Here is a 12,577-nt window from a genome sequence, read left to right on the forward strand (position 1 = left end):
TCTGCCTCCGAGGCGGCTAGCCTACATGAGCCCGGGCGAAAACAAGAATTCATCACCGCGAAGCGTCAGGGAAAGTTGGCGCTCGCCCCGGGTGTCCACCGGACGCGAGGGCAGTGCCCCCTGCAGGCGCCAGTGTTCGGTAACGACAGCTTCTTCCCGCTCCAGCCGGACGTACCAGGCCTCCGCCCGGTAGCCGCGCGCGCGCATCCGCCGCAGCTCGTCCCACTCCGGGCCACCCACACCGGGAGTGCCCGGCGCCGCCAGCTTCGCCAGGGCGTCCGCGTCCGCCGCCTGCAAGGCCCGGCGCCGGGACTCCAGCGCCGTCACCACGGCCAGCAGCCGGGGCGCCGCGGTGCCCTCCGGCACCCAGTCACCGTCGCGCCGGACGAAGGGCACGCGCTCCACCCCGGCGGTGCCCACCTCGGTGGGCCCCAGGGTGCCGTCGAAGTCGAGCGTGGCATGGGCCTCCGCCCGCTCCCCGCCCGGCGCCACCACCACGGTGATGCGCGCGAAGCGGTGCTTGCGGGACTTGAGGGGCACGTCGGAGCCGGGCACGGGCAGCGTCAGCCCGTCGGCCTCGGTCTGCTTCAAGGCGGTGATGATTTCCGCCTCGGGGCCGGCGGCCGCGCCGAGCAAGCGCGGGGCGAAGACGGCCAGGGTGGCGCCCAGCGCCAGCACGACGATGAGGGTGCCGCCGAGGCGGCTCCACTCCTCGGTCGTCTTCACGAGCCCAGCATGCGCTGGGCGCGCTCCGCGGCGGGCGTTCCGGGCAGCCGGCGCAGCACCTGCCGCAGCGTCTCCTCCGCCTTCTTCGGGTCGTTCAGCTTCACGTAGGCCGCGTGCAGGTCGAAGAGGGCCTCCTCCTCGTACTGGGTGCCCGGGTAGCGGCGCAGCAGCGACTCCAGGCGCTGGGCCACCGCCTTCCACCGCTCACGCTTCTGGTAGAAACGGGCCACGTACAACTCGTGCTCCGCCAGGCGCCTGCGGGCCTCGTCGGCATTGGCCTTGGCTTCGTCGGCGTACTCGGACTTCGGGTACTGGCGCCGGAAGTCCTCCATGGCGAGCAGCGCGGCCCGGATTTCCCCCTGGTCCTTCTCCTCCGGGGGCGGCAGGGCGAAGAACTCGGAGGGGTAGTCCTCCACGTGCGTGAGGGCGGAGCGGTAGGCGGCGTAGTCCACCTTGGGGTGCGTGGGGTGGAGCTTGATGAAGGACTCGTACTGCTCGCGCGCCTCGGGCCAGGCCTCGCGGGCGAAGTCCACGTCCGCCAGCTTGAGCTCGGCCTCGCGGGCGGCATCCTGGTAGGGGAACTTCGCGCGGACGTACTCGAAGTACTTCTGGGCCTTGAGGAAGTCCTTGTTCTCCATGGCCTCCGTGCCAAGGCGCAGGTTCTCCTCGGCGGAGCTGGCGTAGTTGGGCTCACCGGCCTGTCCCGAGGTGAGGGACGCACAGCCGGAGGCGAAGAGCAGGACGGCGGTCAGGAAGGCGACGGCGGAACGCATCTCCACCACGCTATTCGTCCGGGCCTGAGGGGTCCAGCGAAGGTTCACCCAGCAACCGGTGGATGACGTCTTCGGAAAAGCCCCGGCTGTCGAGGAGCCGTCCCGCGCGGGCCCGCTCCTTCGCGTCGAGCGGGCGGCCGAGCAGCCCCTTCCCCTCCAGCACCGCGCGCGCGGCGGCCAGCGCGTCGAAGTCCTCCGTGCCGCTCGCCTGCGCCAGGGCCTGGCGGGCCGTCTCCTCGGGCAGCCCGTGGGCCTCGAGGCGCTGGAGCACGGCGCGCGGGCCCAGCCGTCCCTTGCGCAGGAGCGCGGCGGCGCGCTCCTGGGCGAAGCGCGCATCGTCGAGGTAGCCCCAGCCCGTCACCCGGGAGAGCGCCTCCTCGCGGACCTTCTGTACGAAGCCCTTTCGCGTGAGGGCCGCGTCCAATTCCTGACGGCTGCGGGAGCGCACGGAGAGCAGCTTCAGACAGGCGTCCGTGGCGCGGCGGACCGCGTCCGGGCCGGCGTCTTCGGGGGGACCGTCATCCTCCGGATGCATGGCGGGATACGTAGCATGTGGTAACAGGCGCAACCATGCACCCCGTCCTTGCCCGCTTCCTCGCCGCCGATGCCGCCCGGGAGACGCTTCGCAAGCAGCAGTCCGGTGAAGCCCTGTCCTCCGAGGAGCAGGCCTTCATCGACGCCGCCACCGCGCACCCCAAGCACCGGGGCGTGCTGCTCGGTGTGAGCGGCCGCGTCCTGTCGTCCGACGCCCAGGCGTCACTCGTGCTGCTGGCGGCCCATGCCGCGGCCCGCGCCATGCGCGAGGACACCGACCTGGCCGAGCCCACGCGCAAGGCGCGCGAGGCGCTGGCCGAGGAGGGCGCCAGCGACGAGGAGGCGGACGCCTTCATCGCGTCCATCCTGCTGGAGGAGGCCTTCGGCTACGAGCAGGACGTGGACGCCTTCGACGCCGAGTACGTGAAGGAGTCGCTGGGCGAGGTGCCCGCGCTGGCCGCCCTCACCAAGGAGGCGGTGGACGCGCTCTTCCTCTCGTTCGTGAAGGGCGCCGCCAACGACGCCGAGCGCAAGGTGCGCGAGGGCATGGCCCGCGCCCTCTTCGACATCGCGTGGTCGGAGGGGCCCGCGCCCATCAACCCCGAGCACATGGAGGCCGTGCTCGACGCGGAGGTGGTGGACCGGCCCGAGGAGGAGCAGGAGGCCAAGGTGCACGCCACCGCGCAGCTCCTCCAGGCGCTCTCCAAGGAAGGCCTGGTGGGGCCCATTCGTCTGTCGCGGCTGCGGGCGCTGCTGGGCGAAGGAGACGCGTAGCGGCCGAAGGGCGAGAGGTGCCCGGCCTCAGCGCGGCAGGTCCGCTCGCATCGAGCGACGAGGACGCGTCGTAGCGGCGGAGCCGGGAGCACCGGCCCCACCGCTACAGCGAATCAGAAGCGCTCAATCTGGAAGTCGTCGTCCCCCCCCGCGGCAGGCGCCGGGGCCGGAGCGGGCGCAGGCGTCGGCGGGCGCGCGGCGGGCGCGGGCGGACGCGCGGCGGCGGGGGCCGGAGCACCGGGACGCGGCGCGCCAGCGGGCGCGGGCGCCCCCGGGCGCATCGCCTGGGCCACCGGAGCCGGCGTGGGCGGAGTCGCCGGAGCCGGGGCCGGAGCCGCCGCGGTGGGCGCCCCCTTCTGAGCGAAGGAGGCCGAGCCGGGGATGGGGCGCGCGTCGCCGGGCTTCGCGTCGAAGTTGTCCCACTTCGAGTCGGACGTGCCGCTGATGCCGGAGAAGCGCAGCGCGAAGTCGTCCGGGTTGGAGGCCTGACGGTGGGCCTCCTCGTAGGTGACGAGCCCCTGGCGCACCAGGCTCATCAGAGACTGGTCGAAGGTCTGCATCCCGTACGAGTCGGTGCCCTGCGCAATCGCGTCGTGGATTTCCTTCGTGCGGTCCTTGTCCTCGATGAGCTCGCGCACGCGGGCGGTGACGCGCAGCACCTCCACCGCGGCCACGCGGCCCTTGCCGTCCGCGCGCGGCACGAGGCGCTGGGAAACCACGCCCTTGAGCACGCTGGCGAGCTGCAGGCGCACCTGCTTCTGCTGGTGCGGAGGGAAGGCGGACACGATGCGGTTGATGGTCTCCGTCGCGTCCAGCGTGTGCAGCGTGGACATCACGAGGTGGCCCGTCTCCGCCGCGTGGAGCGCCGTCTCAATCGTCTCGTGGTCTCGCATTTCGCCGACGAGGATGACGTCCGGGTCCTGCCGCAGCGCGCTCTTGAGGGCCTGCGCGAAGCTCATCGTGTCCACGCCCACCTCGCGCTGGTTCACGATGGAGCGCTTGTCGCGAATGAGGAACTCGATGGGGTCCTCAATCGTCATGATGTGGCTGGTCTCGTTGGCGTTGATGTGGTCGATCATCGCCGCCAGCGTGGTGGACTTGCCGGAGCCCGTGGTGCCCGTCACCAGCACGAGGCCGCGCTCCTCGCCGCAAATCTTCGCGAGCACCTGGGGCAGCAGCAGGTCCTGCATCGTCATCACCTTGAAGGGGATGACGCGCAAGACGGCGCCCACCGTGCCGCGCTGCTGGAAGACGTTGACGCGGAAGCGGCCCAGGCCGGGGACGCCGTACGCCAGGTCCACCTCGTTGCTCGACTTGAACTTCTCCTTCTGGAACTCGTTCATGATGCCGAAGGCCATGCGCGCGACCTCCTCCGGGGGGAGGCGGCGGCCGTCCTTGAGCGGCACCAGCGAGCCGTCCACGCGGAACATGGGCGGAAGGCCGGCCTTGAGATGAATGTCGGAGGCACCGCCGCGCAGGGCGATCTGCAGAATCTCGTTCAGTTCCATGAGCGGACCGGATGGTAGCAGAGGCCCTCGGCCTCATGCGATGGGCCGCTCCGGACCCCGCAAAGACGACGGCGGAGGCCCTCGAAAGAGGACCCCCGCCGAAGGGAAACAACCGAGCAGCCGGGCTTGACGCCTAGCGCTTGGAGAACTGGAACCGGCGACGCGCGCCCGGCTGGCCGTACTTCTTGCGCTCGACCGCGCGAGCATCGCGGGTGAGGAAGCCGGCCTTCTTCAGCGCCGGACGGAACTCCGGGTTGAAGGAGCACAGCGCACGGGCGATGCCGTGACGGATGGCGCCGGCCTGGCCGGAGAGACCGCCGCCCTTCACGTTGACCGTGATGTCCAGCTTGCCCTTCTGCTCGAGGATGTCGAGGGGCTGGTTGAGCACCATCTTCGAGGTCTCACGACCGAAGTAGGCGTTGAGCTCGCGACCGTTGACGGTGACCTGGCCGGTGCCGGGACGAATCCAGACGCGGGCGGTGGCCTCCTTGCGGCGGCCGGTGGCGTAGAAACCGAGTTCTTGATGGATGGGCATGGACGTTGTCTCCCTTTACGCCTCGACCTCAAACGCGGCGGGCTTCTGGGCCGCGTGAGGATGGGTGTCACCCGCGTAGACCTTCAGCTTCGTCATCATCTGCCGACCGAGCGCGTTACGCGGAAGCATGCGGCGCACGGCGTTGATGACGATGTCCTCGGGGTGACGCTGGCGGAGCTTCTCCAGGTTGGTGATCTTCAAGCCACCAGGGAAACCGGCGCGGGAGTGCCGGTAGTACTGCTTGTCCTGCTCCTTCGTCCCCGTCACCTTCACCTTTTCGGCGTTGATGACGACGACGTGGTCGCCGGTATCGATGGACGGCGTGTAGATCGCCTTGTGCTTACCCTTGAGGAGGGTGGCAATCTGGCTCGCCGCGCGGCCCAGCACCTTGTCGGACACGTCAATGACGTGCCACTGGCGCTTGATGTCCCCAGCCTTCGCGCTGTAGGTCTTCTGCGACATTTCTTTGCACTCCAGACTTCTCGCGGTCGCCGTGTGCATGCCAGGGACCGCTGCTCGTGCCAAACCAACCACGGGTCCGCCGTGAAAACTCCACGAGGCCCGGAAAGGCCGACCGTCCTAGTGGGTGCGGAGGATCAAGTCAAGGTCGCTCCACACCTCCCGTCCGGATTCCCCGCCCGGCCCTCTCCCGGGAGTCGCATGGGAGGGGCTGCCGGGGGGCGCTCCCCTACCCGGTCGCCCCTCCCGAAGGCCCCGCGGGCCGGCTGGGGGCCGCTCCAGGTGCCGGCCCGGCCCCCCCCGGCTGGGGCTTCTTGAAGCGCTCCTTGAGGTTGGCGAAGAAGTTCTTCTCCTCCGGGGTGGCGGGGCCCTGACGCGGTGCTTCCAGGTCCACCTTCTCCACCACCTCCGGAGGAAGGTCCTCCAGGAAGCGGGAGGGGGTCCGGGGCACGTCCTTGCCGCGCTTGGTCCGGACGTTGGCGCGGGTGAGGTAGAGCACCTCCTTGGCGCGGGTGATGCCCACATAGCAGAGGCGCCGCTCCTCCTCGAGGTTCTGCGCCTCGCCCTGCATGCCCCCGTGGGGCATCAGGTCCTCCTCCATGCCAATGAAGAACACGAGCCGGTACTCCAGGCCCTTGGAGGCGTGCACCGTCATCAGGGTGACGCGGCGGTTGCCTCCGGGCACCTCCTCCTCTTCCTGGCGCGTGTCCAGGCTCAGGCGGTTGAGGTAGGTGAGAAGGCTGGCCTTGGGCCCCTCGCGCTTCTCGAAGTTCTCCAGCGAGTTGATGACCATGTCCACGCTCTTGAGCTTCTTGTCCGCGATGGTGGAGGACGTCGCGTGGGCGCGCGTGGCCTCGGCGAAGCCAATCTCCTCCAGCAGCTTGCGCGTGGCCGTGGCGAGCTGGCCGAACTCGTACGCGGCCCGGTAGCGCTCGATCATCTCCACGAACTCGAGCACCTTGCCCCCGGCGCCGGGCGGCAGGTCTTCGTACTGGTCGGCCTTGCGCATCACCGTCCACAGCGTGACGCCCTCGCCGCGCGCGTGGACGGCCAGCCGCTCCATCGTCACGTCACCGATGCCGCGCGACGGCACGTTGACGATGCGCAGGAGCGAGATTTCGTCCAGCTTGTTCACGATGACCTTGAAGTACGCGATGACGTCCTTCACCTCGCGCCGGTCGAAGAACTCGCTGCCGCCCACGACCTCGTAGGGGATGCTCTTCTCGCGCAGCATCTCCTCGATGGGGTGCGACTGGCCGTTGGTGCGGTAGAGCACGGCGATGTCGTCCGCGGGGATGCCCAGGGACATGTGCTTCTGGATTTCGTGCGCGACGAAGCGGGCCTCCTCCTCGTCGTTGGGGCAGCCCACCACCTTCACCTTCGGCCCCCCCGCGCGGTCGGTCCACATCTGCTTGGCCTTGCGCTCGGGATTCTTCGCGATGACGGCGTTGGCCGCGTCCAGCACCGTCTGGACGGAGCGGTAGTTCTGCTCCAGCCGCACCTCCTTCCCTCCCGGGAAGAAGCGGTCGAAGTCGAGGATGTTGCGCACCTCGGCGCCGCGCCACGAGTAGATGCACTGGTCGTCGTCACCCACCGCGCACACGTTGCGCTGCTCGCCGGCCAGCAGCTTGAGCAACTCCAACTGGGCGCTGTTGGTGTCCTGGAACTCGTCCACCAGCAGGTAGCGGAAGCGCCGCGTGTACTTGGCGTAGAGGTCCGGAAACTCGCGCAGCAGGCGCGCGGGCAAGAGCAGCAGGTCGTCGAAGTCCACCGAGCCCTGCGCCTTCAGCGCGAGCTGGTAGTCCGGGTAGACGAGGTGGGTGATGAGGTCGTAGTCGTCGCCGATGCCCTCCGGCTTGGGCTCGGGCGTCTTCCCCGAGTTCTTCGCCTTGGAGATGAGCGTGAGCACCTTGCGCGCGTCGAAGGCGCGGTCGTCGATTTTGTGCTCGCGCATGGCGCGCCGGATGTTGGCGAGCTGGTCGCCCATGTCGGCGATGGCGAACTTCTTCGGCCAACCCAGGCGGTGGATGTCCTCGCGGAGGACCTCCGAGCCAAATGCGTGGAAGGTGCACACCAGCACCCCCTGCGCACGCGGGCCCGCCATGTGGACCAGGCGCTCCTTCATCTCCGTCGCCGCCTTGTTAGTGAAGGTGACGGCGAGGACGTTGCGGGCCATGAGGTGGCCCGGCCGCTCGTTGAGCAGGTGGACGATGCGGTGGGTGATGACTCGGGTCTTGCCGCTGCCGGCGCCCGCCAGCACGAGGAGCGGACCCTGGAGGGTGACCACGGCCTCGCGCTGCGGAGGGTTGAGCTTCGAGAGGTCCATTGCGCGCGGGCCAGGGATACCCTTTGATTCGTCCGTGCGCGACCCCTTCCTCCGGCTCTCCGCCGTTTTTCTCGCGCTCGGCGTGGGTGCGGGTTGCATGGACAACGCCAGCGCTCCAGCCCAGGTGACACCGTCCGTCCCGGCGGCGAGCGCGCCCTGCGTGTACTTCAAGCAACTGTCGCCCTTCCTGCCGGAGACGCTGGACGGCTTCACCGTGGCGCGCACCCAGGGCTCCACGGGGAAGTACGGCGAGGTATCCGTGTCCGAAGCCGAGCGGCTCTACACGCGAGGTGAGGGGCGAGAGGTGAAGGTGCGCATCGTGGACACCACGATGGGCGAGAAGATTGGCCAGGCCATCCGCGAGGCCGCGGACCGGGCGAAGGGCAAGGCCGCGAGCGACCCGGCGGCGCCCATCCACTGGGACGACGCCGTGGGCTTCGTGAGGTACGACGCGGAGGAGTCCCTGGCCGAGGCGAACCTCCTGGTGGGAGACCGCTTCGTGGTGGCCGTCACCAGCCGGGGCTTCCCCGGCACGGTGGAGGTGCGGCGGGTGGCGCGAGGCATCGACCTGGCCGGGCTGGCCCGGCTGCAGTGAACCCCGACATGGGCAAGGAGTGTCCCTGGTGGTGAAGGAGAAAGGAACGCGACCCGAAGCGGTGGACCCGCTCGCACAGGAGAAGGCCGCGCGCGCGGTGGTGGCCACACTGGGCAAGCGGGAGTTCCTGGAGCAGTTCCAGAAGCTGGCCAAGAGCTACGCGCAGGACCCGGGCAACCCCGGCTCCTACGCGTGCGAGGGCTGCCAGCGCTGCGCCAACTGCATGTTCTGCAAGGACTGCGACAGCTGCTTCCAGTGCACCCACTGCACCCGGTGCGAGCTGTGCAACAACTGCTCGCACTGCGTGGAGTGCAAGAGCTGCCACGCGTGCGCCTACTGCGTGCAGAGCGAGAACTGCACCAGCAGCGCGTACCTGGTGCTGAGCCGCAACCTGCAGGACTGCAACTACTGCTTCGGCTGCGTGGGCCTGGCCAAGAAGGACTTCCACATCCTCAACGTCCCCTTCCCCCGGACGGAGTACTTCAAGGTCGTGGGGCGGCTGAAGAAGGAGCTGGGGCTGCCGTAGCAGCCCCGGGCCCCATGACTACAGGGCCCTCACGTAGAGGGCCTTGAGGTACTCGGTCTCCAGCAGGCCGCCGAGCACCGGGTGGTCCAGCCCGGCGCCGCGGCGCTCGAGAATCTGCACCGGCCGCTTCGCATCCGCGGCGGCCGCGAGCACCATCTCCTCGAAGCCGGCGCGGTCCAGCTTGCCCGAGCAGGAGCAGGTGACGAGCAGCCCGTCCGGCTTGAGGCAGCGGAAGGCGCGCAGGTTCAGCTCGTGGTAGGCGCGCAGCGCGGTGGCCAGGCCCTCGCGGCGCTTGGCCAGGCCGGGCGGGTCCAGGACGATGGTGTCGAAGCGGCGCCCCTCCGTATCGAAGCGGCGCAGCACGTCGAAGGCGTTGGCGTTCTCCACGGTGACGTTGGCGCGGCCGTTGGCCTCGGCGTTGGCCTTCGCGCGCGCGGCGGCCTTCGCGTCCTGCTCCACCGCGAGCACCGAGGTGCAGTTGCGCGAGAGCGAGAGGGCGAAGCCGCCGTGGTAGCTGAACAGGTCCATCCCCTCGCCGCGCGCCAGTTCCCCGGCGCGCAGGTGGTTGTCCACCTGGTCCAGGAAGGCGCCCGTCTTCATGTCCCCGAGGAGGTCCACCTCGAAGCGGCTCAAGCCCTCGTGGTACGTGAAGCGCGCGTCGCCCTCGCCGTGGAGCAGGCGCGCCTCGCGGGGCAGGCCCTCGAAGTCGCGGCCGGAGCCGTCGTCCCGGGCCACGACGTGGGTGGCGCCGGTGAGCTCCACCAGCATGCGCGCCAGCGACTCCTTGCGCGCGTCCATGCCCTCGGAGAGCGTCTGCAGCGTGAGGCCCTTGCCGTAGCGGTCCACGAAGAGGCCGGGCAGCAGGTCCGCCTCGCCGTGCACCAGGCGCAGCCCGTCGCGGCCGGACAGCGGGGCGCGGCGCGCCAGCGCGGCCTCCAGCCGGCGGCGGAAGAAGGCGTCATCCACCGGCTCCTCGGCGGGGCCCTTGCGCGTCAGCAGGCGCAGCGCGAGCGGCGAGCGGCGGGCGTAGAGCGCCTGGCCGATGGGGTTGCCCTGCGAGTCCACCACCAGCACCACCGCGCCGGGGCCCTTCACGTCGGGGGGGGCGGCCAGCTCGGTGCGGTACAGCCAGGGGTTGCCGTGGCGGAGCGACTTCGCGCCCTTGGGGGTGGTGCGCGCGACGGGGAGCGCTGCATGGGGGGGCATCGGGCTTTCACTCCAGGCCGCGCGCGGCCAGCTCTTCATCGTCCTCGCCGCGAAGGTGCCCGATTTCGTGCAGCAACGTCACGCGAATCTGCTCGCGCAGCTCCTCGGACGTCCGCACCGCGCGCGCGAGGTTGCGCCGGTAGAGCACCACGGAGCGGCACGGCGTCTCGGTACCGTCGCACGGCTCGCCCAGCGGAGGGCCCCGGAAGAGGCCCAGAATCGTCGGCGACAGCGGGGGCTGGTTGGCCAGCAGGTCTCCATCCGCGGGCAGCTCCTCCGCGGTGACGGGCACGCCCTCCAAATCGCCCCGCATGTCGGCGGGCAGCGCGGCCACGGCGCGTATCACCTCGGCACGGAAGTCCGCCTCCGAGGGCAGCGGCGGCGCCGGGAAGTCCTCCGGCGCCAGCTGCCGGGCCTTCTCGAAGTGCGTCTGCGCCAGCTTCCACTTCCCCTCGCGCTCCATCAGCAGCCCGAGGTGCTGGTACGCGTGCGCGGCACGCTCCTCGTCGTCCACCAGCGTGGAGAAGGCCGTCCGCGCCTCCGCGAAGCGGCACAGCTCGAAGAGGGCGAGGGCGCGCTCGTAGAGGGCCTCCTTGCTGCCCGGCTCGCGGGCCAGGACGATGGCGGCGCGCGCGAGGGCCTCCTCGGACTGGCCGAGGTCGTTGAACGCCATGGCCGCCACCAGCGCCAGGTGCGGCACCAGCTCCGGCGGCGTGCCGGGCTGGGACAGGCCGCGCTCGGCGTAGAGGGCGCCCAGTTCGTCGCGCTCGCGGGTGGAGGGCAGCTGCACGGCGTACAGGTGCGCCGAGCCGAGCAGCGCGTCCGCGTCTCCCGGGTCGATGGCGAGCGCGCGCGCGTAGGCGAGCTGCGCCTCGGACTCGCGGCCGAGGGCGGCGAGCGCCACGCCGCGCTCGGCGTGGGCGGCGGCGAGGTCCGGCTCCAGGGCGGCGGCCTGCGCGGCGCAGGACAGGGCCTCCTCGAAGCGGCCGTCATCGAAGTAGCGGCGGGCCGCGTCCAGCGGGGCCGTGCCCTCCGCGCGGCACACGGCAAGCGGCTGCACCCGGTGGGTGGCGTCCCCGGGCGTCATGACAGGAGCGTCGCCGGAACCCGGGGAGCCCTGGGCGCCCGGGCCCGGCGCGGCGGAGGCACCCACGGCGGACAGGGCCGGAGCGCCCGCGTCCGGCACCGCCGGGGCCGGGGCGTTCCGCTTGCAGGCAGACAGAAGGAGACAGAGGGCGAGCAGACCGCGCCGCGACATGGGCCGCCAGGGTACGGCATCACCCCGTGGGCGTGAAGCGGGGACGTGCCTGCCCGCCCGCCTGGCGACATCCCTGGAAACCCTCCGGCTTCTCATTCTTCGAGCGCCGGGAGCGTCCGGGCCCCGCGCCTTCAGCCCGCGGTGGATAGCTCCGCGAGGATTTCGGCGTACGCGGCGCGGGCCTTGTCCGCCTGGTCCGCCTTGAAGCTGGCGGCGGCGACGACGGGGTGCCCGCCCCCGCCGTAGCGGCCGGCGATGGCGGCCAGGTCGTGCTGGCGCAGCTCGGGCTTCCACGGGTTGGAGCCGAGCGACACCTTCGCGCGCGAGGCCCCCTTGCCCACCCACAGCGTGTAGCGCGCGTCCGGGTAGAGGGCGTAGGCGATGAACTTGTTGAGGCTGTCCACGCCCTCGTCCACCAGGTCGAAGAAGACGACGCCGCGCTCGTAGCGGGCCTTCGCGCGCACCAGGTCGATGTGGCCGCGGTGGCGCTCCAGCAGCGGGGCCAGTGGCGTGGCGATGAGCGGCGAGGCGGCGATGGCCGCGAGCGACTCGGACTGCATGCGGCGGATGACCTCGGGGATGAGGGCCGGGTCCTTGTTGGACTCCAGCACCGTCATGATGCGCAGCGCGGGCTCCTCCAGGGCCACCGCCATCTGCGGCGTGGGGAACTGCGCGCCGTCGATGATTTCCGCCCAGTGGATGAGCTCCGCCAGGGGCGAGGCATCCCAGCCGAAGCGCTCGCGCGCCACGTCCGCGAGGTACTTCGTGCAGCTCTTGCGGTGCGCGTCGTGGAACTTGCGGCCGCTGGTGTCCGCGCGGAAGTGGTCCTCGTCACCGGGCTGCTGGAAGGCCGAGACGTGGTGGTCGAACCACCACGTCAGCCGCGAGTCCTGGCTGTAGCGGAAGTCGACGATGACGTTCTCCTCGCCGGTGAAGACGGCCGGGTCGATGCCCTCCGCCCCCGGCTTGTGCGCGAGCCCCAGGTACCGGAAGGCCGCGTCCGGGCGGAGACGCTCCCGGTAGAAGCGCGAGAAGACGGCCGCGCTGGCGGCGCCGTCGAAGCAGCTGTCGTGGAAGAGGACCTGGACGTTCATGGCGAGGCTCCCTTATCGCAACGCGACTTCCACGTCAGGGCGGCCTCGAATCCCACTCGGGAGCATGACCCTGGAGGGTGAGAAGGCCGGGCGACAGTGGGGTCACAGTGACCTGCCCCACGGACGCTTTTGGGCAGGCGACGGAACCTTGACTGTTGAACGAAACGTCGAGATTGCGAGCCCAACTGAACGAAAAAGCTCGACAGAACGGAACACCACCCCAAAGGGCACCCCGCATTTTCACCCCGCGTATCGCGGAAACC

13 protein-coding genes are annotated in these 12,577 nt (G+C 70.5%); 3 read left to right on the forward strand and 10 right to left on the reverse strand.

Annotation, left to right across the window (positions count from 1 at the left end):
* Positions 1-21 precede the first annotated feature (21 nt).
* The 3 genes from OV427_RS09390 to OV427_RS09400 are packed head-to-tail and all read right to left on the reverse strand — an operon-like array spanning position 22 to position 2,034.
* Positions 22-726 (reverse strand): hypothetical protein, encoded by a 705-nt coding sequence (locus tag OV427_RS09390; RefSeq protein WP_267855767.1) that lies wholly within the window; start codon positions 724-726, stop codon positions 22-24.
* A complete protein-coding gene (locus OV427_RS09395; RefSeq protein ID WP_267863395.1) occupies positions 723-1,499 on the reverse strand; it encodes an outer membrane protein assembly factor BamD in 777 nt (258 codons plus the stop codon). Before OV427_RS09395 ends, OV427_RS09390 begins: the two co-directional genes overlap by 4 nt.
* Positions 1,500-1,509: 10 nt before the next feature.
* Positions 1,510-2,034, reverse strand: a complete 525-nt coding sequence (locus OV427_RS09400) for a regulatory protein RecX (RefSeq protein ID WP_267855768.1) — start codon at positions 2,032-2,034, stop codon at positions 1,510-1,512.
* A 35-nt stretch (positions 2,035-2,069) separates the two neighbouring features.
* On the opposite strand from OV427_RS09400, the gene OV427_RS09405 reads away from it, so the two are divergent.
* Complete coding sequence (locus OV427_RS09405; protein ID WP_267855769.1) at positions 2,070-2,807, forward strand: hypothetical protein; 738 nt, start codon at positions 2,070-2,072, stop codon at positions 2,805-2,807.
* Between the two features lie 113 nt (positions 2,808-2,920).
* On the opposite strand, the gene OV427_RS09410 is transcribed toward OV427_RS09405, so the two are convergent.
* The 4 genes from OV427_RS09410 to OV427_RS09425 all read right to left on the reverse strand — a co-directional run bounded on the left by OV427_RS09410 (position 2,921) and on the right by OV427_RS09425 (position 7,635).
* Entirely contained in the window at positions 2,921-4,315 is a 1,395-nt protein-coding gene (locus OV427_RS09410) for a type IV pilus twitching motility protein PilT (RefSeq protein WP_267855770.1), read from the reverse strand.
* Between the two features lie 133 nt (positions 4,316-4,448).
* Positions 4,449-4,850 (reverse strand): 30S ribosomal protein S9, encoded by a 402-nt coding sequence (gene rpsI, locus OV427_RS09415; RefSeq protein WP_163995791.1) that lies wholly within the window; start codon positions 4,848-4,850, stop codon positions 4,449-4,451.
* Between the two features lie 15 nt (positions 4,851-4,865).
* Positions 4,866-5,312, reverse strand: coding sequence for a 50S ribosomal protein L13 (gene rplM / locus OV427_RS09420; protein ID WP_163995792.1), 447 nt, complete (start codon positions 5,310-5,312; stop codon positions 4,866-4,868).
* Positions 5,313-5,538: 226 nt separating this feature from the next.
* Positions 5,539-7,635 carry an ATP-dependent helicase gene (locus tag OV427_RS09425; RefSeq protein ID WP_267855771.1) on the reverse strand — a complete coding sequence of 699 codons (2,097 nt, stop codon included), beginning with the start codon at positions 7,633-7,635 and terminating at the stop codon, positions 5,539-5,541.
* 124 nt (positions 7,636-7,759) lie between these two features.
* On the opposite strand from OV427_RS09425, the gene OV427_RS09430 reads away from it, so the two are divergent.
* Both OV427_RS09430 and OV427_RS09435 read left to right on the forward strand, forming a co-directional pair.
* Positions 7,760-8,230, forward strand: coding sequence for a hypothetical protein (locus OV427_RS09430; protein ID WP_267863396.1), 471 nt, complete (start codon positions 7,760-7,762; stop codon positions 8,228-8,230).
* A gap of 28 nt (positions 8,231-8,258) precedes the next feature.
* Positions 8,259-8,756: a caib/baif family protein gene (locus tag OV427_RS09435; RefSeq protein WP_267855772.1), complete on the forward strand. Its 498-nt coding sequence runs from the start codon at positions 8,259-8,261 to the stop codon at positions 8,754-8,756.
* An 18-nt stretch (positions 8,757-8,774) separates the two neighbouring features.
* On the opposite strand, the gene OV427_RS09440 is transcribed toward OV427_RS09435, so the two are convergent.
* The 3 genes from OV427_RS09440 to OV427_RS09450 form a co-directional block, all read right to left on the reverse strand.
* The gene (locus tag OV427_RS09440) at positions 8,775-9,962 is read right to left on the reverse strand and encodes a class I SAM-dependent rRNA methyltransferase (protein WP_267855773.1); all 1,188 of its coding nucleotides are present in this window, start codon (positions 9,960-9,962) and stop codon (positions 8,775-8,777) included.
* A gap of 7 nt (positions 9,963-9,969) precedes the next feature.
* Positions 9,970-11,220 carry a metallopeptidase family protein gene (locus OV427_RS09445; RefSeq protein WP_267855774.1) on the reverse strand — a complete coding sequence of 417 codons (1,251 nt, stop codon included), beginning with the start codon at positions 11,218-11,220 and terminating at the stop codon, positions 9,970-9,972.
* A gap of 131 nt (positions 11,221-11,351) precedes the next feature.
* On the reverse strand, positions 11,352-12,314 hold the full coding sequence (locus OV427_RS09450; protein WP_267855775.1) for a DHH family phosphoesterase: 963 nt from the start codon (positions 12,312-12,314) through the stop codon (positions 11,352-11,354).
* Positions 12,315-12,577: the final 263 nt, after the last annotated feature.

It is taken from the genome of Pyxidicoccus sp. MSG2, from assembly GCF_026626705.1.
In the GTDB taxonomy this organism is placed as follows: domain Bacteria; phylum Myxococcota; class Myxococcia; order Myxococcales; family Myxococcaceae; genus Myxococcus.

Coding starts and splice junctions, on each gene's coding strand:
- OV427_RS09395 (WP_267863395.1), bottom strand. CDS start 1,499: ATGCGTTCCGCCGTCGCCTTCCTGACCGCCGTCCTGCTCTTCGCCTCC.
- OV427_RS09400 (WP_267855768.1), bottom strand. CDS start 2,034: ATGCATCCGGAGGATGACGGTCCCCCCGAAGACGCCGGCCCGGACGCG.
- OV427_RS09405 (WP_267855769.1), top strand. CDS start 2,070: ATGCACCCCGTCCTTGCCCGCTTCCTCGCCGCCGATGCCGCCCGGGAG.
- OV427_RS09410 (WP_267855770.1), bottom strand. CDS start 4,315: ATGGAACTGAACGAGATTCTGCAGATCGCCCTGCGCGGCGGTGCCTCC.
- rpsI (WP_163995791.1), bottom strand. CDS start 4,850: ATGCCCATCCATCAAGAACTCGGTTTCTACGCCACCGGCCGCCGCAAG.
- rplM (WP_163995792.1), bottom strand. CDS start 5,312: ATGTCGCAGAAGACCTACAGCGCGAAGGCTGGGGACATCAAGCGCCAG.
- OV427_RS09425 (WP_267855771.1), bottom strand. CDS start 7,635: ATGGACCTCTCGAAGCTCAACCCTCCGCAGCGCGAGGCCGTGGTCACC.
- OV427_RS09440 (WP_267855773.1), bottom strand. CDS start 9,962: ATGCCCCCCCATGCAGCGCTCCCCGTCGCGCGCACCACCCCCAAGGGC.
- OV427_RS09445 (WP_267855774.1), bottom strand. CDS start 11,220: ATGTCGCGGCGCGGTCTGCTCGCCCTCTGTCTCCTTCTGTCTGCCTGC.
- OV427_RS09450 (WP_267855775.1), bottom strand. CDS start 12,314: ATGAACGTCCAGGTCCTCTTCCACGACAGCTGCTTCGACGGCGCCGCC.